The organism is Massilia sp. BGA-UO-ETr-WB1 (assembly GCF_059567845.1).
The window spans coordinates 536,243-555,918 of sequence record NZ_JCAQOT010000026.1 but is presented as its reverse complement, the minus strand read 5'-3'; the positions used below and the strand labels follow the sequence as shown (position 1 = coordinate 555,918).

General features: G+C 64.8%; 23 protein-coding genes. 14 read left to right on the top strand and 9 right to left on the bottom strand.

The features are described from left to right. Positions 1-13 precede the first annotated feature (13 nt). Positions 14-361 carry an arsenate reductase (glutaredoxin) gene (gene arsC, locus AC56DV_RS24850; RefSeq protein ID WP_496316885.1) on the top strand — a complete coding sequence of 116 codons (348 nt, stop codon included), beginning with the start codon at positions 14-16 and terminating at the stop codon, positions 359-361. A gap of 123 nt (positions 362-484) precedes the next feature. Here the strand turns inward: arsC and ispB are convergent, their stop codons facing one another. Beyond that, entirely contained in the window at positions 485-1,474 is a 990-nt protein-coding gene (gene ispB / locus AC56DV_RS24845; protein WP_496316884.1) for an octaprenyl diphosphate synthase, read from the bottom strand. Positions 1,475-1,752: 278 nt separating this feature from the next. Between ispB and rplU the strand changes: the two genes are divergently transcribed. From rplU to proB, 4 genes are all read left to right on the top strand, one after another. Continuing rightward, complete coding sequence (gene rplU / locus AC56DV_RS24840) at positions 1,753-2,064, top strand: 50S ribosomal protein L21 (protein WP_057153473.1); 312 nt, start codon at positions 1,753-1,755, stop codon at positions 2,062-2,064. A 37-nt stretch (positions 2,065-2,101) separates the two neighbouring features. Then, positions 2,102-2,359: a 50S ribosomal protein L27 gene (rpmA, locus tag AC56DV_RS24835; protein WP_056399363.1), complete on the top strand. Its 258-nt coding sequence runs from the start codon at positions 2,102-2,104 to the stop codon at positions 2,357-2,359. Between the two features lie 88 nt (positions 2,360-2,447). Next, positions 2,448-3,557 carry a GTPase ObgE gene (gene obgE / locus AC56DV_RS24830; protein ID WP_496316883.1) on the top strand — a complete coding sequence of 370 codons (1,110 nt, stop codon included), beginning with the start codon at positions 2,448-2,450 and terminating at the stop codon, positions 3,555-3,557. A gap of 220 nt (positions 3,558-3,777) precedes the next feature. Continuing rightward, positions 3,778-4,896 (top strand): glutamate 5-kinase, encoded by a 1,119-nt coding sequence (gene proB, locus AC56DV_RS24825; RefSeq protein WP_496316882.1) that lies wholly within the window; start codon positions 3,778-3,780, stop codon positions 4,894-4,896. Between the two features lie 7 nt (positions 4,897-4,903). Here the strand turns inward: proB and nth are convergent, their stop codons facing one another. The 5 genes from nth to AC56DV_RS24800 form a co-directional block, all read right to left on the bottom strand. Beyond that, positions 4,904-5,551, bottom strand: a complete 648-nt coding sequence (gene nth, locus AC56DV_RS24820) for an endonuclease III (RefSeq protein WP_496316881.1) — start codon at positions 5,549-5,551, stop codon at positions 4,904-4,906. 9 nt (positions 5,552-5,560) lie between these two features. Then, the gene (gene rsxB / locus AC56DV_RS24815; RefSeq protein ID WP_496316880.1) at positions 5,561-6,253 is read right to left on the bottom strand and encodes an electron transport complex subunit RsxB; all 693 of its coding nucleotides are present in this window, start codon (positions 6,251-6,253) and stop codon (positions 5,561-5,563) included. Positions 6,254-6,369: 116 nt separating this feature from the next. Then, positions 6,370-7,605 (bottom strand): polyhydroxyalkanoate depolymerase, encoded by a 1,236-nt coding sequence (locus tag AC56DV_RS24810; RefSeq protein WP_496316879.1) that lies wholly within the window; start codon positions 7,603-7,605, stop codon positions 6,370-6,372. 189 nt (positions 7,606-7,794) lie between these two features. Then, a complete protein-coding gene (gene fdxA / locus AC56DV_RS24805; RefSeq protein WP_057153479.1) occupies positions 7,795-8,115 on the bottom strand; it encodes a ferredoxin FdxA in 321 nt (106 codons plus the stop codon). Between the two features lie 169 nt (positions 8,116-8,284). Further along, positions 8,285-9,745, bottom strand: a complete 1,461-nt coding sequence (locus AC56DV_RS24800; protein ID WP_496316878.1) for a hypothetical protein — start codon at positions 9,743-9,745, stop codon at positions 8,285-8,287. 170 nt (positions 9,746-9,915) lie between these two features. Between AC56DV_RS24800 and AC56DV_RS24795 the strand changes: the two genes are divergently transcribed. Then, positions 9,916-11,190 (top strand): putative Na+/H+ antiporter, encoded by a 1,275-nt coding sequence (locus tag AC56DV_RS24795; RefSeq protein ID WP_496316877.1) that lies wholly within the window; start codon positions 9,916-9,918, stop codon positions 11,188-11,190. Positions 11,191-11,225: 35 nt separating this feature from the next. Next, on the top strand, positions 11,226-11,516 hold the full coding sequence (locus AC56DV_RS24790; RefSeq protein ID WP_496316876.1) for a polyhydroxyalkanoic acid system family protein: 291 nt from the start codon (positions 11,226-11,228) through the stop codon (positions 11,514-11,516). A gap of 61 nt (positions 11,517-11,577) precedes the next feature. Here the strand turns inward: AC56DV_RS24790 and AC56DV_RS24785 are convergent, their stop codons facing one another. Then, on the bottom strand, positions 11,578-11,835 hold the full coding sequence (locus AC56DV_RS24785) for an acyl-CoA-binding protein (RefSeq protein WP_496316875.1): 258 nt from the start codon (positions 11,833-11,835) through the stop codon (positions 11,578-11,580). A 160-nt stretch (positions 11,836-11,995) separates the two neighbouring features. Here AC56DV_RS24785 and AC56DV_RS24780 point away from each other — a divergent pair, with 160 nt between their 5' ends. Next, positions 11,996-13,420 (top strand): wax ester/triacylglycerol synthase family O-acyltransferase, encoded by a 1,425-nt coding sequence (locus AC56DV_RS24780; protein ID WP_496316874.1) that lies wholly within the window; start codon positions 11,996-11,998, stop codon positions 13,418-13,420. 61 nt (positions 13,421-13,481) lie between these two features. On the opposite strand, the gene AC56DV_RS24775 is transcribed toward AC56DV_RS24780, so the two are convergent. Beyond that, positions 13,482-13,769: an HU family DNA-binding protein gene (locus AC56DV_RS24775; protein WP_132136728.1), complete on the bottom strand. Its 288-nt coding sequence runs from the start codon at positions 13,767-13,769 to the stop codon at positions 13,482-13,484. Between the two features lie 181 nt (positions 13,770-13,950). Here AC56DV_RS24775 and AC56DV_RS24770 point away from each other — a divergent pair, with 181 nt between their 5' ends. Next, complete coding sequence (locus AC56DV_RS24770) at positions 13,951-14,676, top strand: anti-sigma factor (protein ID WP_496316873.1); 726 nt, start codon at positions 13,951-13,953, stop codon at positions 14,674-14,676. Positions 14,677-14,725: 49 nt separating this feature from the next. Here AC56DV_RS24770 and AC56DV_RS24765 read toward each other — a convergent pair whose 3' ends face one another. Continuing rightward, a complete protein-coding gene (locus AC56DV_RS24765; RefSeq protein ID WP_496316872.1) occupies positions 14,726-15,082 on the bottom strand; it encodes an FKBP-type peptidyl-prolyl cis-trans isomerase in 357 nt (118 codons plus the stop codon). Between the two features lie 148 nt (positions 15,083-15,230). Here AC56DV_RS24765 and AC56DV_RS24760 point away from each other — a divergent pair, with 148 nt between their 5' ends. The 5 genes from AC56DV_RS24760 to AC56DV_RS24740 are packed head-to-tail and all read left to right on the top strand — an operon-like array spanning position 15,231 to position 19,654. After that, positions 15,231-16,202, top strand: a complete 972-nt coding sequence (locus AC56DV_RS24760; RefSeq protein ID WP_496316871.1) for a YVTN family beta-propeller repeat protein — start codon at positions 15,231-15,233, stop codon at positions 16,200-16,202. A gap of 7 nt (positions 16,203-16,209) precedes the next feature. Next, on the top strand, positions 16,210-17,004 hold the full coding sequence (locus AC56DV_RS24755; protein WP_496316870.1) for a polysaccharide deacetylase family protein: 795 nt from the start codon (positions 16,210-16,212) through the stop codon (positions 17,002-17,004). Positions 17,005-17,013: 9 nt separating this feature from the next. After that, positions 17,014-18,012 (top strand): sterol desaturase family protein, encoded by a 999-nt coding sequence (locus tag AC56DV_RS24750; RefSeq protein WP_496316869.1) that lies wholly within the window; start codon positions 17,014-17,016, stop codon positions 18,010-18,012. Between the two features lie 10 nt (positions 18,013-18,022). Further along, positions 18,023-18,859: an EI24 domain-containing protein gene (locus AC56DV_RS24745; protein ID WP_496316868.1), complete on the top strand. Its 837-nt coding sequence runs from the start codon at positions 18,023-18,025 to the stop codon at positions 18,857-18,859. Between the two features lie 9 nt (positions 18,860-18,868). After that, the gene (locus AC56DV_RS24740) at positions 18,869-19,654 is read left to right on the top strand and encodes a competence/damage-inducible protein A (protein WP_496316867.1); all 786 of its coding nucleotides are present in this window, start codon (positions 18,869-18,871) and stop codon (positions 19,652-19,654) included. Positions 19,655-19,676: the final 22 nt, after the last annotated feature.

Genomic DNA, 19,676 nt, shown 5'->3' with positions numbered 1-19,676 from the left:
GAAGGAAGCGGCCATGGCCATCACCATCTACCACAACAATGCCTGCAGCAACTCGCGCGGCGCGCTGGCGCTGATACGCGAAAGCGGCGTCGAACCCGAGATCATCGACTACCTGAGCGCGCCGCCCGCGCGCGCACGGCTGCAGGAACTGATTGCGCAAGCCGGCCTGACGGTGCGCGGCGCCATGCGCGACAAGGGCGAGCTGTACGACCAGCTCAAGCTCGCCGACGCCAGCCTGAGCGACGACGCCCTGCTGGACGCCATGATGGCCCACCCCGCGCTGATCAACCGGCCCTTCGTCGTCACCGACAAAGGCGTGCGCCTGTGCCGTCCCCCCGCCCTGGTCCACGAAATTCTGTAAAGCAAAATGCCGTAAAGCAAAATTCCGTAAAGCAAAATGGGGTCAGGGTTAATTATTCAGGAAATATTTCCCGAATAATTAACCCTGACCCCATTTGGAGGTACGGCAATATTGTTAGATTTCTTAGTGGGTGCGGGCGACGGCGAAGCGGGCCAGCTGGAGCAGGGCGTCTTTGTAGACGCTGGCGGGCAGGCCGGACACCGCTTCGGCGGCGCGCTCGGCGGCCACTTCGGCGGCGCGGCGGGTGTAGTCCAGCGCGCCGCTGCCGGTGATGGCGGCCAAAATGGTGTCGAAGTGTTGCTCGTCGCCGTTTTCGATGCAGGAACGCACCAGCTGGCGCTGCTCTTCGGTGCCGTGGCTCATCAGCCAGATCAGCGGCAGGGTCGGCTTGCCTTCGCGCAGGTCGTCGCCGACGTTCTTGCCGATCTCGGCGGCGTCGCCGGCGTAGTCGAGCACGTCGTCGATCAGCTGGAAGGCGGTGCCCAGCGAGCGGCCGTACTCGCCGGCGGCGGCGATCTGCTCGTCATTGGCGCCGGATATCAGCGCGCCCAGCTCGGCCGCCGCTTCGAACAGCTTGGCGGTCTTGGAGCGGATCACTTGCAGGTAGCGCTCTTCGCTCACGTCCGGGTCGTGCATGTTGAGCAGCTGCAGCACTTCGCCTTCGGCGATCACGTTGGTGGCGTCCGACAGGATCTGCATCACGCGCATGCTGTTCAGCGACACCATCATCTGGAAGGCGCGCGAGTACAGGAAGTCGCCCACCAGCACCGAGGCGGCGTTGCCGAACAGGGCGTTGGCGGTGGCGCGGCCGCGCCGCAGCGACGATTCGTCCACCACGTCGTCGTGCAGCAGCGTGGCGGTGTGGATGAACTCGACCACCGCCGCCAGTTCGTGGTGCGCCGTGCCTTTGTAGGAATAGGCGTTGGCCACCAGCAGCACGAGCACGGGACGGATGCGCTTGCCGCCGGCGCTGATGATATATTCCGCAATCTGGTTAACCAGCGGCACTTCGGAGTGCAGGCGCTGGCGGATCACCGTGTTCACCGCGTCCATGTCGGCGGCGATGGTTTGGGTGATGGTGTTGGAGTTGGCGTGTTGGGTAGCGGCAGACAAGGCAAACCTGCAAGGGTGAGTGAAGTGCCGCGATTATACGACATGCCCCGGCTGTGGTGTCGATTGCCACGGGGGATGTCGGCTTGGCAATGCCCCGCCGGGCAGGCCGCTGCGCCCGCGCACGCAATATTGCCGACATACCATGCTCGTCAAGAATTTGGAATAGTCTTTGACGCAAATTTTCGGTTTGTGTATAATCGCAGGTTCTCCCCGTTCCACACTGTTGTTCTGCGGTACGCAGCGGAGGATTCTTTTAACATTTGATGAGGTTTCAAATCATGTACGCGGTCATAAAAACCGGTGGCAAACAGTATAAAGTTGTCGCTGGCGAAAAACTCAAAGTAGAACAGATACCTGCTGACATTGGTTCCGAACTCACCATCGATCAAGTACTCGCAGTAGGCGAAGGCGAAGCCATTAAGTTCGGCACGCCACTCGTCGCGGGTGCAACGGTTCAGGTGAAAGTAGTTTCCCAAGGTCGTCACGACAAGGTCAAGATCTTCAAGATGCGTCGTCGTAAGCACTACCAGAAGCATCAGGGCCATCGCCAGAACTACACCGAAATCCAGATCGTTTCGATCAACGGCTAATCGTCGTCTAATTTACAGCTAATTTAGGAGCTAATAAATGGCACACAAAAAAGGCGGCGGTACTACCCGCAACGGCCGTGACTCAGAATCAAAACGCCTCGGCGTTAAAGTGTACGGCGGCCAGTCGATCAATGCCGGCGGCATCATCATTCGTCAACGCGGCACCCCAGTGCGCGCCGGCGAAGGCGTAGGCACCGGCAAGGACCACACCCTGTTCGCCCTGGTGGACGGCAAGGTGAAGTTCGTTGTCAAAGGCCCGAACTCGCACCAGTTCGTGACCGTAGTAGCAGCGTAACTCGCGCTACAACGCAAAGTAAGGCGCAAGCCTTCAATCGAAAGGCTCTGCCAACGGTAGAGCCTTTTTAGTTTTATGGCGGCACATTATGAAGTTTATCGACGAAGCACGAATTGAAGTCATCGCCGGCAACGGCGGCAACGGCTGCGCCTCTTTCTGCCGGGAGAAGTTCCGCCCATTCGGCGGCCCCGACGGCGGCGACGGCGGCAAAGGCGGTTCCATCTGGGCCGTGGCCGACCGCAACGTCAACACCCTGGTCGACTACCGCTATTCGAAAATGCACCGCGCCAAGGACGGCGAATCGGGCCGCGGTTCGGATTGCTACGGCAAGGGCGCCGATGACATCTACCTGCGCATGCCGGTGGGCACCCTGATCATCGACGAAGTCAACGGCGACATCATCGCCGACATGACCGAACACGGCCAGACCGAATTGCTGGCGCTGGGCGGCGAGGGCGGCTGGGGCAATATCCACTTCAAGACGTCGACCAACCGTGCGCCGCGCCAGAAGACCGAAGGCAAGGAAGGTGCGCGCCGCGAGCTGCGCCTGGAATTGAAAGTGCTGGCCGACGTCGGCCTGCTGGGCATGCCGAACGCCGGCAAGTCCACCTTCATCACGGCCGTGTCCAACGCCAAGCCGAAAATCGCCGATTACCCGTTCACGACGCTGCACCCGAACCTGGGCGTGGTGCGCGTGTCGCATGAAAAATCCTTCGTCATCGCCGACATTCCCGGCCTGATCGAAGGCGCCGCCGAGGGCGCCGGCCTGGGCCACCAGTTCCTGCGCCACCTGTCGCGCACCGGCCTGCTGCTGCATATCGTGGACCTGGCCCCGTTCGAGGATACCGTCGACCCGGTCAAGGAGGCGAAAGCGCTGGTCAAGGAGCTGAAGAAGTACGACGAGGCGCTGGTGGACAAGCCGCGCTGGCTGGTGCTGAACAAGCTGGACGTGATCCCGGAAGCCGAGCGCGCCAAGAAGGTCAAGGACTTCGTCAAGAAGTTCGGCTTCAAGGGCCCGGTGTTCGAGATCTCCGCGCTGAGCCACGAGGGCACGCAGGAACTGGTCAACGCCATCTACAAGCACCTGGAAGAAGTGAAGCACAGCGAGCAGCGTGCCGAGGAAACCCAGATGACGGAAGAGGCGCGCGGCATTTCCTCGATCGATCCGGACGATCCGCGCTTTAAAATCCTGGACTAAGTTCGCTGATTAAGTTTCAGTAGCTCGCAATAACTCTGCAACACCGGCATAATCAGCTAATCGCTGATTTGCATTCCCTACAACAGTGCCAGCCCGCCACCATGGGCTGGCGCTGTCTGCGGCAAGGCAGGGCAACCCGCCCTTCGAAATCAAGCAAGCACGACTTGGCAGCGCCCCGCGCGCCGGGACTATTGAGCATTGAACGAGAACCGCCGCATCCATGAATTCCGTCATACAGAAATCCACCCGCATTATCATCAAAGTGGGCTCGTCGCTGGTCACCAACGACGGCCGTGGCCTGGACCATGCCGCCATTGCGCGCTGGGCCGCGCAGATCGCCGCCCTTCGCGCGCTGGGCAAGGAGGTGGTGCTGGTCAGCTCGGGCGCCATCGCCGAGGGCATGCTGCGCCTGGGCTTCGAAGCCCGCCCGACCGACATCCACGAACTGCAGGCGTGCGCCGCCGTCGGCCAGATGGGCCTGGCGCAGATTTATGAAACCAGCTTCCGCGCCCACCAGCTGGGCACGGCGCAAGTGCTGCTGACGCACGCCGACCTGGCCGACCGCGAACGCTACCTGAACGCGCGCTCCACCTTGACCACCTTGCTGCGCCTGGGCGTGGTGCCCATCATTAACGAGAACGACACGGTGGTGACCGACGAGATCAAGTTCGGCGACAACGACACGCTGGGCGCGCTGGTGGCCAACCTGATCGAGGCCGACGCGCTGATCATCCTGACCGACCAGCGCGGCCTCTTCAGCGCGGACCCGCGCAAGGACCCTGCGGCCTACCTGATCGCCCAGGGCCGCGCCGGCGATCCGGCGCTGGAGGCGATGGCGGGCGGCGCGGGTTCGTCGCTGGGGCGCGGCGGCATGCTGACCAAGATCCTGGCGGCCAAGCGCGCCGCCAAGTCGGGCGCGCATACGGTGATCGCGTTCGGGCGCGAGGAGAATGTGCTGACGCGCCTGGCGGGCGGCGAATCGATCGGCACCGAGCTGGCGGCGCAGACCGGCCACCTGACGGCGCGCAAGCAGTGGATGGCGGACCACCTGCACACGGCGGGCCAGGTGGTGCTGGACGCGGGCGCGGTGCAGAAGCTGAGCAAGGAAGGCAAGTCGCTGCTGCCGATCGGCGTGATCGACGTGAAGGGCGAGTTCGGGCGCGGCGCGGTGATTACCTGCGTGGCGGAAGACGGCAGCGCGGTGGCGCGCGGCTTGTCGAACTACAGCAGCGCCGAGGCGCGCAAGATCAAGCGCAAGCCGTCAGCGGAGATCGAGTCCGTGCTGGGCTACCTGGAAGGCCACGAGCTGATTCACCGCGATAATATGGTCCTGCTGTAAGCCGCCGTCACACGCCGTCCGGGATCGGGGTCTTGGCCTTGAACTCGCACAGGTCGGCGATGATGCAGTTCCAGCATTGCGGCTTGCGCGCGATGCAGGTGTAGCGGCCGTGCAGGATCAGCCAGTGGTGGGCGTCCAGCAGGAACTCTTTCGGCACGAATTTCATCAGTTTTTCTTCGACGACGTCCACGTTCTTGCCCGGCGCGATGCCGGTGCGGTTGGACACGCGGAAGATGTGCGTGTCCACCGCCATGGCGATTTCGCCGAAGGCCGTGTTGAGCACCACGTTGGCGGTCTTGCGGCCCACGCCCGGCAGCTCGACCAGCTCTTCGCGCGTGCGCGGCACTTCGCCGCCGTGCTTGTCGATCAGGATCCGGCAGGTGGCCAGCACGTTCTTGGCCTTGGTCTTGTACAGGCCGATGGTCTTGATGTAGTCGGTCAGCTCGTCCAGGCCCAGGTCCAGCATGGCTTGCGGCGTGTTCGCCACCGGGTACAGCCGCCGCGTGGCCTTGTTCACGCCCACGTCGGTGGCCTGCGCCGACAGCAGCACGGCAATCAGCAGCTCGAACGGCGTGCTGTATTCCAGCTCGGTCTTGGGGGAGGGGTTGGCCGCGCGCAGGCGGCTGAAGATTTCGTGGCGCTTAGTTGCGTTCATTCGTGGCGTTCATTCGGGTTTGTCGTTCTTCGCCGCTGCCGCTTTCAGGCGTGCGCGCTCCATGGCGGCGGCGATGATGGCGCGTTTGCGCTCCTTCTCCGCTTCGCCGGCCGCCGTGGCCGGGTCCAGCGCTTCCACCGCCTTCATTTTCTCGGCCGCCTTGGCCGCCAGTCGCGCATCGTTTTCCTGGATCTCGCGCCGCAGGCGCATGGCGCGGAAGTCGTGCCGTTCGCGCGCGGCGTCGGCGTCGGCCTGCGACCAGGCTTGCCAGCCGGTGGTTTCCGTCACCGGGTACATCACGATGCAGTCCACCGGGCACGGGTTCACGCACAGGTCGCAGCCGGTGCACAGCTCCGGCACCACGGTATGCATCTGCTTGGCTGCGCCGACGATGGCGTCCACCGGGCAGGCCTGGATGCACAAGGTGCAGCCGATGCACAGCGATTCGTCGATGTAGGCGACCGCGCGCGGCCGCTCCAGGCCGTTGACCGGATTGAGCGGAATGACGGGGTAGCCGGTGACGGCCGACAGGCGGGCGATGCCTTCGGCGCCGCCCGGCGGGCACTGGTTGATGCCCGCGCCGCCGGCGGCGATCGCTTCGGCGTAGGGACGGCAGCCGTTGTAGCCGCACTTGGTGCACTGCGTTTGCGGCAGGACGTCTTCGATGCGGTCGGCAAGTGATGGGGGGGCAGCGTTGGGCACGGCATGATCGGTGGCGGTGAATACGCCATTATCCGATATCTGCGCGCGGCGGGCGTAAAAAAACCCCGGACGGGCCGGGGTTTTGCGAATTGGCGCTGATCCGTGCTGATCCGTGCTTATCCGTGCTTGCGGATGAATTCGCTGATCTTCGGGCACACCACTTCGCGCCAGCGGCGGCCGGAGAAGATGCCGTAGTGGCCGGCGCCTGGCGCCACGAAGTCCTGCTGCATGTCGGCCGGAATGTTGGCGCACAGGTCGTGCGCGGCCTGGGTCTGGCCGGCGCCGGAGATGTCGTCCAGCTCGCCTTCCACGGTGAACAGCGCCACGCTGGTAATGTCCTGCGGACGCACCAGCTGGCCGCCCACTTTCCACGTGCCCTGCGGCAGCGAGAAGTCCTGGAACACGGTCTTGATGGTGTCCAGGTAGTACTCGGCCGGCATGTCCAGCACGGCGTTGTACTCGTCGTAGAACTTGCGGTGGCTGTCCGCCGGCTCGTCGTCGCCCGTCACCAGGTGCATGTAGAACTCGCGGTGGCTTTGCGCGTGGCGGCCCGGGTTCATGGCGATGAAGCCGGCGTGCTGCAGGAAGCCGGGGTAGACCTTGCGGCCGAAGCCGGGGTAGTTCGGCGGCACCGAGTAGATCACGGTGTTCTCGAACCACGAGAATTTCTTCTCGGTGGCCAGGTTGTTCACCGCCGTCGGCGAGCGGCGCGGGTCGATCGGGCCGCCCATCATGGTCATGGTCTTCGGCAGTTTCGGGTCCTTGGCGGACGCCATCAGCGAGATGGCGGCCAGCACCGGCACGGTCGGCTGGCAGACGGAAATCACGTGCAGGTCCGGGCCCAGGTGGCGAATGAAGTCCTGCACGTAGAAGATGTAGTCGTCCAGGTGGAACGGGCCGGCCGACAGCGGCACCATGCGCGCGTCGGTCCAGTCGGTGATGTAGACGTCCTGTTCCTGCAGCAGCGCCGAGACGGTGTCGCGCAGCAGCGTGGAGTGGTGGCCGGACAGCGGCGCCACCAGCAGCACGGTGGGCTGCTTGAGGGCGCGGATTTCCTTGTCGCTCAGGTCTTTCTTGAAGTGGATCAGGCGGCAGAACGGCTTGTTGATCACCACGTGTTCGACGATGCGGGTCTCTTTACCGTTGACGGTAACGCTATCAATGCCGAACGCCGGTTTCTCGTATTCCTTGCCCAAGCGGTACATCAGCTCGTAACCTGCTGCGATCCTCTGCGAAAACGGCGTGTGCGCCAGAGGAGAGACGGGATTGCTGAACAGTTTGGAGGACGCATCGGCCCATTGCATCAGGGGCGTCAGGAACGTGCGTTGCATTTCGTGCAGTTGGTAAAGCATAAATATTCCTGTTAACGATGGGAAATCATGAACTCATTATAGGATATTTGCTCATGACGTAAAGCATTTCGCCGTAACGGCAGGCAAGGCCATCCTTCAAAGGAGAGGGCCATGGGTACAACCATAATACCGCCGCGCAAACAAAAAAAGCAGCGTTCCCGCTGCTTTTGTGTAGGACATGTCTGAGTATTAACGCACCAGCAGGTGCAGTTTATCCTGTACGTCTTTGAACTGCTCCGCCTCCGGCAGGGCAGCCTTGGTCTTGGTGATGGAAGGCCAGTGTGTCAGTTCGGCGTTGATCTTGATGAACTGGACCTGGTTGGCCGGCACGTCTTCCTCGGCGAAGATGGCGTTCACTGGGCACTCTGCAACGCAGACCGCGCAATCGATGCACTCGTCCGGATCGATAACCAGGAAGTTCGGGCCTTCGCGGAAGCAATCTACCGGGCAAACATCGACGCAGTCGGTGTAACGGCAGCTGATGCAAGATTCGGTAACTACGTGGGTCATGACAGTCCTATCTATGTTGGTCGGCTACAGCAAAGCACTGTATTTTAAGGTAATTTGCGCGCCGCCACAATTCGCGGCAGGTTTTAAGCTTAGATACTATGCGCATAAGCAAATGCGTTTTTGTCATTGGGTGTCATTGCAGCCCCGGGCCGCAATGACACGGGCGCAGCTAGGCGTGCGCCTGGCCGCCGTTGCGCGCCGCGTAGCCCTGGCACCAGCGGGCCAGCTCGGCGCGCTCCTGCTCCAGCGCGTCCTCCAGCTCGAAATACTGGGCGTTGTTCATGGTGCCGCAGCAGGCGCGCCGGTCCTGCGGCACGCCGGGCTGGTCTTCCACGTCCGGCGCCAGTTCGGCCTCGGCGGCTTCGCCGTTTCCGGCGGCATGGCCGTCGCCGGCCTGCGCCCCCGCCGGCGCGCCGGGGGACGCTGCCGGCCCAGCCACCACCTCGCGCAGGGTGAAGCGGTTGCGGATGAAGTCGCGGTACTCGGCCGGCTTGCCGTCCTCGGCGGCCAGGCGCAGCATGTGGTTGACCACGTGGGCGTAGGTGGCGCCATGATCGGGCGCGGCCATCAGCGCGCGCAGCACCAGGCCGCACAGGTAGTCGCCCACGCGGTGCAGCACTGCGGCGTCGTCCTGCAGGCCGGGGTGGCGCTCGTGGCCGAACATGTCGGCCAGGATGTCGTAGACGGCGCCGGTGAACACCTGCGAGATGGCGTGCACCTGGTTGCCGGTCTCGGACAGCTTCAAGTCGTTGTCGGCGTTGCGCAGGCCGTTGGGGCGGCCCAGCGCCATGCCGAACTGTTCGGCCATGTCGGCCAGGAAGGTCTTGTCGTGCAGGTCGGCCTTGGTCTGGGCGATGACGGCCTCGGTCTGGTCCATCTGCGACAGCGTGAGGAAGATGGCGGTCAGGTCGCCGAAGGATTCATGCAGGCCGCCGGTCTGCGGCGGGTTATTGTTGAGCAGCCAGCGCGGCTTCAGGCCGTCCAGCACCGCGTGGCCGGTTTCGTGCGCCACGATGTCGAAGGAGCGGCAGGTGTACAGGCGTTCATCGGCGCCGCTGGGTACGAAGTCGCCGAATTTGAGTGCGCGTTCGTCGCGGCTGTAGTAGGCGTTCATCACGTCCGGCAGGCCGTGCGGGAAGATCTGCAGCGGACTGGTGTTGCTGGCGCTGTTCCATTGCCACGGCAGCGGCGCCGATTCGCCGCCGGTGGCCAGCGCGCGCTGGTACATGGTCAGCGTCTGGCGCACCACGGCGAAGGTGTGCACGGCGTCGAACTGGTCGGTGTTGGGCTGCATGATGAAGTCGCCGAACGCGTTCGGGCTGACCGGCAGGATGCCGGGCGCGCCGTTGGCGATGCGGGCGTCGCGCGGGCCTTCCAGGATCACGCCCGGCAGGAAGGCCTTGCGGGTACCCATGTCCGTGACGGACGGGTCCTGCTTCCAGATCAGCACGCGCGAGCCGGCCGGGAAGGCGGCGGCCAGGCCGTTGGCGGCGCGGCAGGGGCGGCCCGGCTGCATGGTGGCATGCACCGCCTTGCGGTGCATGCGGTAGGGCGCGGACGGGGTGGGTACATAGCTGACCGGCAGCTTGTTGGGCGGGGTCAGCAGGTTCTCGATGACGTCGGATTCCATATTCGCCTCCAGTGCGGAACGGCGGCGGCACCATGCCGCGCCGAATCCAGAGTGTGGCCCCGGGCGCGCCGCCGCCATTTGCGTTTGCGCAAAGCCGCTGCGGGCCGGCGCCCGGGCTGTCGTACAATGCCCGCTGGCATCGGTATTAGTAACGGCATACAGGAGACAGCGTGGCACCCGGCACTATCGAAATCATCGGCGCGGCCCTGTTCGCCGTCGCCATCCTGCATACTTTTTCCACCAAGATGTTCGAGCGGCTGGCGCACGCCCGCCCGGCGCATGCCGGCCTGTGGCACCTGCTGGGCGAAGTGGAGGTGGTGTTCGGCTTCTGGGCGCTGGTGCTGGTGCTGTGCATGTTCGCGCTGCACGGCAAGGACGACGCCACCGCCTACCTGAACGGGCGCAACTTCACCGAGCCGCTGTTCGTGTTCGTCATCATGGTGATCGCCGCCACCCGCCCCATCCTGCAGAGCACGGCCGCCGCGGTCGGCCTGCTGGCGCGCGCGCTGCCGCTGCCGGGCAGCATGGGGCCCTACATCGTGATCCTGGCCGTGGTGCCGCTGCTGGGCTCCTTCATCACCGAGCCGGCCGCCATGACGCTGGCCGCGCTGATACTGGCGCGCCGCATTTTCGCGGCCGGCATTTCGCCGCGCCTGCAGTACGCCACGCTGGGCGTGCTGTTCGTCAACATCTCTATCGGCGGCACCTTGACGCCGTTCGCCGCGCCGCCGGTGCTGATGGTGGCCGCCAAGTGGAACTGGGACATGGCTTTCATGCTCAGCCACATCGGCTGGAAGGCCGCCGTGGCGGTGTGCTTCAACGCGCTGGCCGCCGCGCTGCTGTTCGCGCGCGAGCTGGGCAAGCTGGACGATCCCAGCGACGGCTTCGGCCCCGGCGAGGTGAAGGAGACGCCGGTGCCGCTGCCGCTGGTGCTGGTGCACGTGCTGTTCCTGGCCGGCGTGGTGGCGTTTTCGCACCACAGCGCGGTGTTCATGGGCCTGTTCCTGTTCTTCCTCGGCGTGGCGCACGCTTACGAGCGCCACCAGGACCGGCTGATGCTGCGCGAGGGCTTGATGGTGGCCTTCTTCCTGGCCGGGCTGGTGGTGCTGGGCGGGCAGCAGCAGTGGTGGCTGCAGCCGGCGCTGATGAGCATGAGTAGCGACGCCGTGTACTACGGCGCCACCGCGCTGACGGCGATTACCGACAACGCCGCGCTGACTTACCTGGGCTCGCTAGTGGAGGGCTTGAGCGACGAGTTCAAGTACGCGCTGGTGACCGGCGCCGTGACCGGCGGCGGCCTGACGGTGATCGCCAACGCGCCCAACCCGGCCGGCATGGCGCTGCTCAGGCGCTACTTCGGCGACGGCTCGGTCAGCCCGCTGGGACTGCTCCTGGCCGCCGCGCCGCCCACCGTGGTGGCCATCCTGGCCTTCCGCCTGCTGTAAAATGGCGCCCGCCCCAGATCAAGGAGAGGACATTCGTGGCAGACATCAATATCGTTCAGGAGCACAGCCTGACGCCCAAAAAGGCCCGCGACGCGGCACAGAAGGTCGCTGAGAAGCTGGCCGAGGAATTCGACCTGGCGTACGAGTGGGACGGCGACGTGCTGCGCTTCGAGCGCAGCGGCGTGAACGGCACCCTCACGCTGACCAAGCACAAGGCTGAAATGTTCATCAAGCTGGGCTTCCTGTTCGGCGCCTTCGCGCCGGTGATCCAGGCCAAGGCGACCGAGAAGATGGCCAAGATCTTCGGCGGCGCCAAGGCAGCCTGATGTAAAACAAAGCCCGCTTCAGCGGGCTTTGTTGTTTGAACGCTGCGGTTTGAACGCTGCGTTATGCGTCCTTCAGTTCTTCGATCAGGTCGACGTACTGCTGTTTGGCCTCGTCCTGCGAGGTGCCTTTCAGTGCCGCCCAGGCGTCGTACTTGGCGCGCCCCACCATGTCGGTGAAGCCCGGACGCGAACCTTCCACGTCGCCGGCCGAACCCTGCTTGAACAGCGCGTAGATCTTCAGCAGGGTCATGTTGTCCGGACGCTCCGGAAGGTTTTTGGAATCGGCCATCGCTTGGTCGAATTGTTCTTGCAGACTCATAAACTCTCCTAGAGTAATATCACTAAAGTAACTTTGCGCACGTCCGTGCCGAAGCCACATAATACAAAAATTATGCTGCGCTGGTGCGCTTGGCCGAAAACTATAGAGGAGAAACTCAAATATGCTGTCTCAAGCCTTGTCGGCGCTTGGCCGCAGAAAAATGTCCACGGTGGATACCGCCTGGCTGCGCATGGATTCGGAAGGGAACCAGATGATGATCGTCGGCGTGGCCATGATGGCCGAGCCGATCGCCGTGGCCGGCCTGAAGGAGGCGCTGCAGACGCGCTTCCTGGCCTACCGCCGCTTCCGCAGCCGCGTGGTGACCGACCTGGCCGGCTCCTGGTGGGAAGAGGACGAGGTGGACCTGGACGACCACGTGGTGCACACCCGCCTGGACGATGCGGAAGGCCCGGCAGGCGCCAGCAACAAGGCGGCGCTGCAGCGCATGGTGGGGCTGCTGTCGCAGCAGCCGCTGGACCCGGCGCGCCCGCTGTGGCAGATGCACCTGGTGGAGAACTGCATCGGCGAGGACGGCAAGGTGCGCCAGGCGCTGATCGTGCGCATCCACCACTGCATCGCCGACGGCATTGCGCTGGTGGGCGTGTTCATGTCCATGTTCGGCCGGCACCCGGACGAGCAGCCGGTGCAGCCGGCCGCCGCCGCCGTGGCCGAAGCCGAGGCCAATCCGTGGGAGCAGATCCTCAATCCCATCACCGCCGCCGGCGTGAAGACCATCGACCTGTCCTCGTCGGTGCTGCTGAAATCCATGAGCATGTGGGCTGACCTGGACAAAGTGGCCGGGAAGGTGGCGGCGGTCGGCCAGACCGCCGCCCAGCTGACCACCGACGCGCTCAAGCTGACCACCATGGCCGACGACAGCGCCACCCGCCTGAAGGGCAAGCCGAACGGCAAGAAGCACGTGTCCTGGAGCGAGCCGCTGCCGCTGGACGAGATCAAGACGGTCAGCAAGGCTTACGGCTGCTCGGTGAACGACGTGCTGATGGCCAGCGTGGCCGGCGCCATCCGGGCCTACCTGAAGGATTGCGGCGACGAGGTGGCGGGCGACTGCGAGGTGCGCGTGATGGTGCCGGTCAACCTGCGCAAGGCCAGCCGCCAGCAGCGCCTGGGCAACGCCTTCGGCCTGGTGCCGCTGGTGCTGCCGGTGGGCATGGCCGATCCGGCGGCGCGGCTGGAAGAGGTCAAGCGCCGCATGAGCGAGCTCAAGGGCAGCTACACGGCGCTGGTGGCCATGTCGGTGCTGGGCGTGCTGGGCGCCTCGCCGAGACAGGTGCAGAACGAGATCCAGAACTTCTTCGCCCGCAAGGCCACCGCCGTGATGAGCAATGTGCCGGGGCCGCAAACGCCGCTGTACCTGGCCGGCAGCCGCCTGGACCAGATCATGTTCTGGGTGCCGCAGTCGGGCGACATCGGGGTGGGGGTGTCGATTTTGTCCTACAACGGCGGGGTGCAGTTCGGCATCGTGACCGACGACGCGCTGGTGAAAGACCCGGACAACATCATCCGCCGCTTCGCGCCCGAGTTCGAAAAACTGGTGCTGCTGGCGCTGATGGACGGCTGCGCCTGAACCGCGCAGGCAAAAAAAATGGCCGGGCTAAGCCCGGCCTGCAACCCAATCACCGAAGTGATTACTTCTTCTTGGCTGGGTTCACTGCCGCTTTCAGGGTGGCGCCAGCGGAGAATTTCGGGGTCTTGGACGCGGCGATCTTGATCGCTTCGCCGGTTGCAGGATTGCGGCCTTTACGCGCTGCACGCTTGGCGACGGAGAAGGTGCCGAAGCCGGTGATGCCGACCGTGTCGCCCTTTTTCAGACGCTCGGTAACGATGGCAATCAGAGTGTTCACTGCGTCGTTGGCCGCTGCGCCCGACATTTCGGTACGCTTAGCAAATTCTGCAATCAGTTCGCCTTTTTTCATTACTACCTCCTTGGTTAATAGAGCGCGCAGATTAGCACATAATTATTGCCTGGGGTAAGAATCTGCCTATAGAATTTTTGAAGTAAGCCATACGGGCGTTGGCTTGCGTCGATTTTGCGCCACGCCCGCTACCCCTGCCGCGTCTCTGGGGGTATGATCGGAACTAGCGAGGAACCGTATCATGAGCTTTTCCGACGACATCCTGATGGCTTACGCAGACGGCGAACTGGACGAGGCAACCCGGCGCGCCGTGGAGGCCGCCGTGCTGCGCGACGCCGCCCTGGCGCAACGCCTGGCCCGCTTCCAGTCGGCCCGGCAGCGCCTGGCCGCGCCGCGCCGGGGCGCCAATGTGGTGCAGCTGGCGGCCGTGCGCGCCACCCGCGCCGCCACCCAGCAGGCCGCGCGCAAGGCGCGCAAGGGCAGGCGCTGGTCGTGGCTGGAGTGGGGCGCGCTGGCGGCCGTGCTGGCGCTGGGCGTGGTGATCGGCAAGTTCGGCCTGGCCAACTGGCAGCCGGACCTGCAGGCGCCGCCCAGCGTGGCCTGGCGCGACGGCGCGCTGCTGGCGCAGGGCAGGCTGGCGCTGGCGCTGGACCAGGCGCCCTCGGGCGCGGGCGGGGTGTACGGCGGCAGCGTGCGCATCGTGGCCAGCTTCGTGGCGGCCGACGGTCCTTATTGCCGCAGCTTCAGTACCGGCGGCGCGCAAGGCGCACAGGAACTGGCCGGGCTGGCCTGCAAAAGCGGGGGAGTGTGGAAATTGCCGGTGCTGGTGCAGAACCCGGCGGCGGGACGGCCGGCGCGCGCCGAATTGCCGGCGGCGGTGCAGGCCGTGGTGGAGCAGCGCAGCAACGGCGCCCTGCTCGGCGCGGCGGCCGAGCAGGAAGCCATGCAGCGCGCGTGGCTGCGGTGATTGGCGGGTTAGCGGGACGCCGAGTCCGCAGCGCGTAAGCCGCCGCGCATCACACGCCCAGCAGTTCCACTTCGAAGATCAGGGTGGCGTTCGGCGGGATCACGCCGCCGGCGCCGCGCGAGCCGTAGCCCAGGTCGGACGGGATGGTCAGCACGCGGGTGCCGCCGATTTTCATGCCTTGCACGCCTTCGTCCCAGCCGCGGATCACCATGCCGGCGCCCAGGGCGAATTCGAACGGATCGTTGCGGTCCTTGCTCGAATCGAACTTAGAACCCTTGCTGCCGTCGTCGTTGCGCAGCCAGCCGGTGTAGTGCACGGTGACGTTCTGGCCGGCTTTCGCTTCGGCGCCTTCACCCACGACGACGTCGTCGTATTGCAGGCCGGATGGAGTGGTAATGGTGGACATAATCTTCCTTTTGTTTGTTAGGTTAGCCATTTATTGTAGTCTGTGCCGCGCATCGGCGCTATTCCCCAGCATTATTCTCGCCTATCCCCTTGCTCCGGTCCGGTTTGCACTTAGAATAGTGTTTTGCTCTTCAGAAGCGATTCACGTCATGTTCCGCAGTCTCCGCCGCATCGTCCTCTCCAGTGTCTGCGTGGTTTTCGCCCTCGGTTCGGCGCAAGCGAACGTGGTGGTCGTGCTCAATTCGCGCGACGCCACCGTCCAGCTGCTGGACCAGTCCAGCTACAAGACCCTGTCCACCTTCCCCGTCGGCAAAGAGCCGCACCACCTGATGGCCACGCCGGACAACAAGTCCCTGATCGTGGCCAGCTCGGTGGGCAACGAGCTGGTGTTCCTGGACCCGAAGACCGGCCAGGTGCAGCGCCACATCAAGGACATCCTCGATCCCTACCAGATCGGCTTCTCGCCGGACCAGAAGTGGTTCGTGGTGACCTCGCTGCGGCTGGACCGGATCGACATCTACAAGTTCGACGGCAAGAATTTCACGCTGTCCAAGCGCCTGCCGCTGCCCAAGCTGCCCAGCCACATCGCCTTCGACGCGGCCAGCACCATGGTCTTCATCACGCAGCAGGGCAGCGACCAGATCAGCTGCATCGACCTGAAGACGCAGCAGATCAAGTGGACCATCCCGGTCGGCAAGCTGCCGGCCGGCATCGCCATGACGCCGGACGACAAGCACCTGCTGGTGGGCATCATGGGCAGCGACTACGTGGAAGTGATCGACTGGAAGACCCAGAAGACGGTCAAGAAGATCAAGGCCGGCAACGGCACCCACAACTTCCGCGCGCTGGGCGACGGCCGCTACACCTATGTGTCGAACCGGGTCTCGAACTCGATCAACATCATCGACCAGAAGACGCTGCAGAACGTCGGCATGATCAATGTGCCGGGCGGCCCGGACTGCATGGAGATCACCGACGACAAGAAAACCATGTGGGTCACGCTGCGCTGGATCAAGAAGGTGGCGGTGGTGGACCTGGCCACGCGCAAGGTGGTCAAGATGATCCCGGTCGGCCGCTCGCCGCACGGCGTGTTCTTTGCCAATTCCTCGCCGCGCGTTTGACGGCGCCATGAGCGGCCTGCTGCTATCGGGCGGCGCTGCCGCCGTCCTCATCGCCGCGCTGCCGGTTGCCGCAACTGCCGCGCCGGCCGCCGCCGCGTGCCAGGGCACCATCTATCTCACCTTCGACACCGGCAGCCAGTCGCAGGCCGAGCTGATCGCGCAGACGCTGAACAAGCACCAGGTCAAGGCCACCTTCTTCCTGGCCAACGAGAAGACGGTGCGCGGCGATTACTCGCTGGACCCGTCCTGGGCGCCGTTCTGGAAAGCCCGCGTGGCCGAGGGCCATGCGTTCGGCTCGCACACCTTCGACCACGTGTACTGGCAAAAGGACGGCCCGGACGGCCGCCTGCAGGTCAAGCCGCAGTTCGGCGCGGCGGCCGGCAAGGTGCAAAGCTGGACCCCGGCCCAGTACTGCGAAGAGATCAAGCGCGTCGACCGCCGCTTCCACGAGCTCACCGGCCGGCGCCTGGACCCGGTCTGGCGCGCGCCCGGCGGCAAGACCTCGCCGCGCTCGCTGGCGGCCGCCAAGGCCTGCGGCTACGCGCACGCGGGCTGGGCCAAGGCAGGTTTCTCGGGCGACGAGCTGTCCAGCAGCGCGTGGCCGAATGCGGTATTGTTGCAAAAATCGCTGCGCGAGCTGCGCGGGGGCGACATCTTCTTGGCCCACATGGGCATCTGGTCGCGCAAGGATCCGTGGGCGCCGGCCAACCTGGAACCGCTGATCGCGGGCCTGAAGCGGAAGGGCTATTGCTTCGCCACGCTGCGCGACCACCCGGACTATTCATCCCATTTCAAGCATTAAAAATAGCGCATGATGCAACTGTTAAGCGACTGGCTCGGCACCGCCCAGGGCTGGCTGTTCGAGACCGTGATCCAGCCCATCCTGTTCTACGGCGGCCTGGGCGACATCACCGAGGAAGCGTTCGAAGGCACCGAGTGGCTGCTGATCGGCCTGGCCGAGCTGGTGCTGCTGTTCCTGGTGCTGCGGCCGCTGGAAGCCATGATCCCGGTGCACAAGTTCACCGACCCGCGCGCGCGCTGGAACGACTTCATCTACACCGTGCTGCACCGCCTGGGCCTGTTCACGGTGCTGATCTTCTTCACGCTCGATCCGCTGATGGACCACCTGAACGCTTTCCTGCGGCTGGAGGACGTGCAGCCCTTCAACCTGGAGAACCTGTTCCCGGACATGGGGCCGCTGTGGAGTTTCGCGCTGTATCTGCTGGTGCTGGACTTCGTCGATTACTGGTACCACCGCGCCTCGCACCAGGTGAACTGGTGGTGGGGCCTGCACAGCCTGCACCACAGCCAGATGAATATGAACCTGTGGAGCGACGACCGCAACCACCTGCTGGACGACCTGCTGCGCGACGTCGTGATGGGCCTGGTGGCCGTGGCCATCGGCGTGCCGCCGGCGCAGTACGTGCTGCTGGTGTCGCTGTCGCGCATCGTGCAAAGCCTGCAGCACGCCAATGTGCGCGTGCACTTCGGCGCCATCGGCGAGCGCCTGCTGGTGTCGCCGCGCTACCACCGCATGCACCACGCCATCGGCGTCGGCCACGAGTCGAAGGGCAAGGGCACGCTGGGCGGCTGCAATTTCGCGGTGCTGTTCCCGCTCTGGGACGTGCTGTTCCGCACCGCCAACTTCACCCCGGAGTTCGTCCAGACCGGCATCCGCGACCAGCTGCCGCACACCGCGCCGGACGGCAGCGTGACCCCGGGCCGCGAATACGGGCGCGGCTTCTGGCAGCAGCAGTGGCTGGGCCTGAAGCGCATGGTGCACAATTTCGGCAAGGAGCCGACGCAATGAAAGTAAAGCAATGAAAAGTGTCATCAACGCCTACGGGCGCGCGCTGCTGTCCCAGCTGCACGGCAAGATGCTGGTGCTCAGCATCGTGCCCTTCCTGCTGTCGGTGGCGCTGTGGGCGGTGCTGCTGTACTACTGCCTGCAGCCCATGGTCGATTATCTGCACCTGCAGTTCGTCGAGTACGACCTGTTCGGCAGCAGCACCAGCTGGCTCAACACCCTCGGCCTGGGCGTGCTGAAGACCGTGGTGCCGCCGCTGATCGCCATGCTCACGCTGCTGCCGCTGATGATACTGACGGCGCTGATCTTCATCGGCGTGGCCGCCATGCCCTTCGTGGTGCGCCACGTGGGCGGGCGCCATTATCCGCAGCTGGAGAAGAAGCGCGGCGGCAGCATCGCCGGCAGCGTGGCGGCCGCGCTGGGCGGCTTCGCCATCTTCGTGCTGGCGTGGTTCCTGGCGCTGCCGCTGTACCTGTTCCCGCCGGCCGCGCTGCTGGTGCAGGTGCTGCTGTGGGGCTGGCTGACGCAGCGCGTGATGACCTACGACGCGCTGGCCGACTACGCCAGCGTGGAAGAACGCGCCGAACTGTGCCGCGCGCACCGCTGGCAACTGATGGCGATCGGCGTGGTGTCCGGCGTGGCCGGCGCCATTCCCGGCGTGGTGTGGGTGGGCGGCGCCACCATCGCGGTGGTGTTCTTTCCCTTCCTGGCGGCGGCCTCGATCTGGCTCTACGTGCTGATATTTATCTTCACCGGTTTGTGGTTTGAGTATTATTGTCTGGAGGCGCTGCAGCAGCAACGGCAGCAAGCGCAGCAAGCGGCGCAGCGTCATGAAATCCTAACTGAATAGGGCAGGGCTATGGCTATTGGACTTATCATCATCGGCGACGAAATCCTGTCGGGCAAACGCGTCGATCAGCATTTCCCCAAAGTGGTGCAACTGCTGGCCGCGCGCGGCTTGCAGCTGGGCTGGGCCGAATACCTGGGCGACGACCCGGCGCGCATCACGGCCGCGCTCAAGCGCAGCTTCGCCAGCGGCGACATCGTGTTCTCCTGCGGCGGCATCGGCGCCACGCCGGACGACCACACGCGCCAGGCGGCGGCCGACGCGCTGGGCCTGCCGCTGGTGCTGCACGAGCAGGGCAAGCAGAACATCCAGCAGCGCATCCTGCAAATGGGGCGCGAAGCGGGCCAGCAGGTGGACCTCGATTCGGAGGAGAACCAGCACCGCCTGAAGATGGCCGAGTTCCCGGACGGCGCGGCGCTGGTGCCCAACCCGTACAACAACGTGGCCGGCTTCGCCGTCCGCAACCATTACTTCGTGCCGGGCTTCCCGGTGATGGCCTGGCCGATGATCGAATGGGTGCTCGACACCCATTACGCGGACCTGTTCAACCGCGAGCCGCGCGCCGAGCACGGCACGCTGGTGTACGAGGCGGCCGAGTCGGCGCTGACGCCGCTGATGGTGGCGCTGGAAGCGCAGTACCCGCGCATCAAGGTGTTCAGCCTGCCCAGCGTGGGCGACGCCAACACCCGCCGCCACATCGAACTGGGCGTGAAGGGCGAGCCGGGCCAGGCGGCCGAAGCGTACGCGCAAATGTGCGCGGAGCTGGACCGCCTGCAGGTTGAATACGTGCGCTTGTAAGACGTGGGATGACAGGCTTGTG

Bases quoted from the DNA above. Each gene is read 5' to 3' on its own strand.
- AC56DV_RS24770 (WP_496316873.1), top strand. From the start codon at position 13,951: ATGAGCTTTTCCGACGACATCCTGATGGCTTACGCAGACGGCGAACTG.
- arsC (WP_496316885.1), top strand. From the start codon at position 14: ATGGCCATCACCATCTACCACAACAATGCCTGCAGCAACTCGCGCGGC.
- AC56DV_RS24760 (WP_496316871.1), top strand. From the start codon at position 15,231: ATGTTCCGCAGTCTCCGCCGCATCGTCCTCTCCAGTGTCTGCGTGGTT.
- obgE (WP_496316883.1), top strand. From the start codon at position 2,448: ATGAAGTTTATCGACGAAGCACGAATTGAAGTCATCGCCGGCAACGGC.
- AC56DV_RS24780 (WP_496316874.1), top strand. From the start codon at position 11,996: ATGTCCACGGTGGATACCGCCTGGCTGCGCATGGATTCGGAAGGGAAC.
- AC56DV_RS24765 (WP_496316872.1), bottom strand. From the start codon at position 15,082: ATGTCCACCATTACCACTCCATCCGGCCTGCAATACGACGACGTCGTC.
- nth (WP_496316881.1), bottom strand. From the start codon at position 5,551: ATGAACGCAACTAAGCGCCACGAAATCTTCAGCCGCCTGCGCGCGGCC.
- AC56DV_RS24740 (WP_496316867.1), top strand. From the start codon at position 18,869: ATGGCTATTGGACTTATCATCATCGGCGACGAAATCCTGTCGGGCAAA.
- AC56DV_RS24775 (WP_132136728.1), bottom strand. From the start codon at position 13,769: ATGAAAAAAGGCGAACTGATTGCAGAATTTGCTAAGCGTACCGAAATG.
- rplU (WP_057153473.1), top strand. From the start codon at position 1,753: ATGTACGCGGTCATAAAAACCGGTGGCAAACAGTATAAAGTTGTCGCT.
- AC56DV_RS24800 (WP_496316878.1), bottom strand. From the start codon at position 9,745: ATGGAATCCGACGTCATCGAGAACCTGCTGACCCCGCCCAACAAGCTG.
- AC56DV_RS24810 (WP_496316879.1), bottom strand. From the start codon at position 7,605: ATGCTTTACCAACTGCACGAAATGCAACGCACGTTCCTGACGCCCCTG.
- AC56DV_RS24745 (WP_496316868.1), top strand. From the start codon at position 18,023: ATGAAAAGTGTCATCAACGCCTACGGGCGCGCGCTGCTGTCCCAGCTG.
- AC56DV_RS24755 (WP_496316870.1), top strand. From the start codon at position 16,210: ATGAGCGGCCTGCTGCTATCGGGCGGCGCTGCCGCCGTCCTCATCGCC.
- proB (WP_496316882.1), top strand. From the start codon at position 3,778: ATGAATTCCGTCATACAGAAATCCACCCGCATTATCATCAAAGTGGGC.
- AC56DV_RS24785 (WP_496316875.1), bottom strand. From the start codon at position 11,835: ATGAGTCTGCAAGAACAATTCGACCAAGCGATGGCCGATTCCAAAAAC.
- AC56DV_RS24750 (WP_496316869.1), top strand. From the start codon at position 17,014: ATGATGCAACTGTTAAGCGACTGGCTCGGCACCGCCCAGGGCTGGCTG.
- rpmA (WP_056399363.1), top strand. From the start codon at position 2,102: ATGGCACACAAAAAAGGCGGCGGTACTACCCGCAACGGCCGTGACTCA.
- fdxA (WP_057153479.1), bottom strand. From the start codon at position 8,115: ATGACCCACGTAGTTACCGAATCTTGCATCAGCTGCCGTTACACCGAC.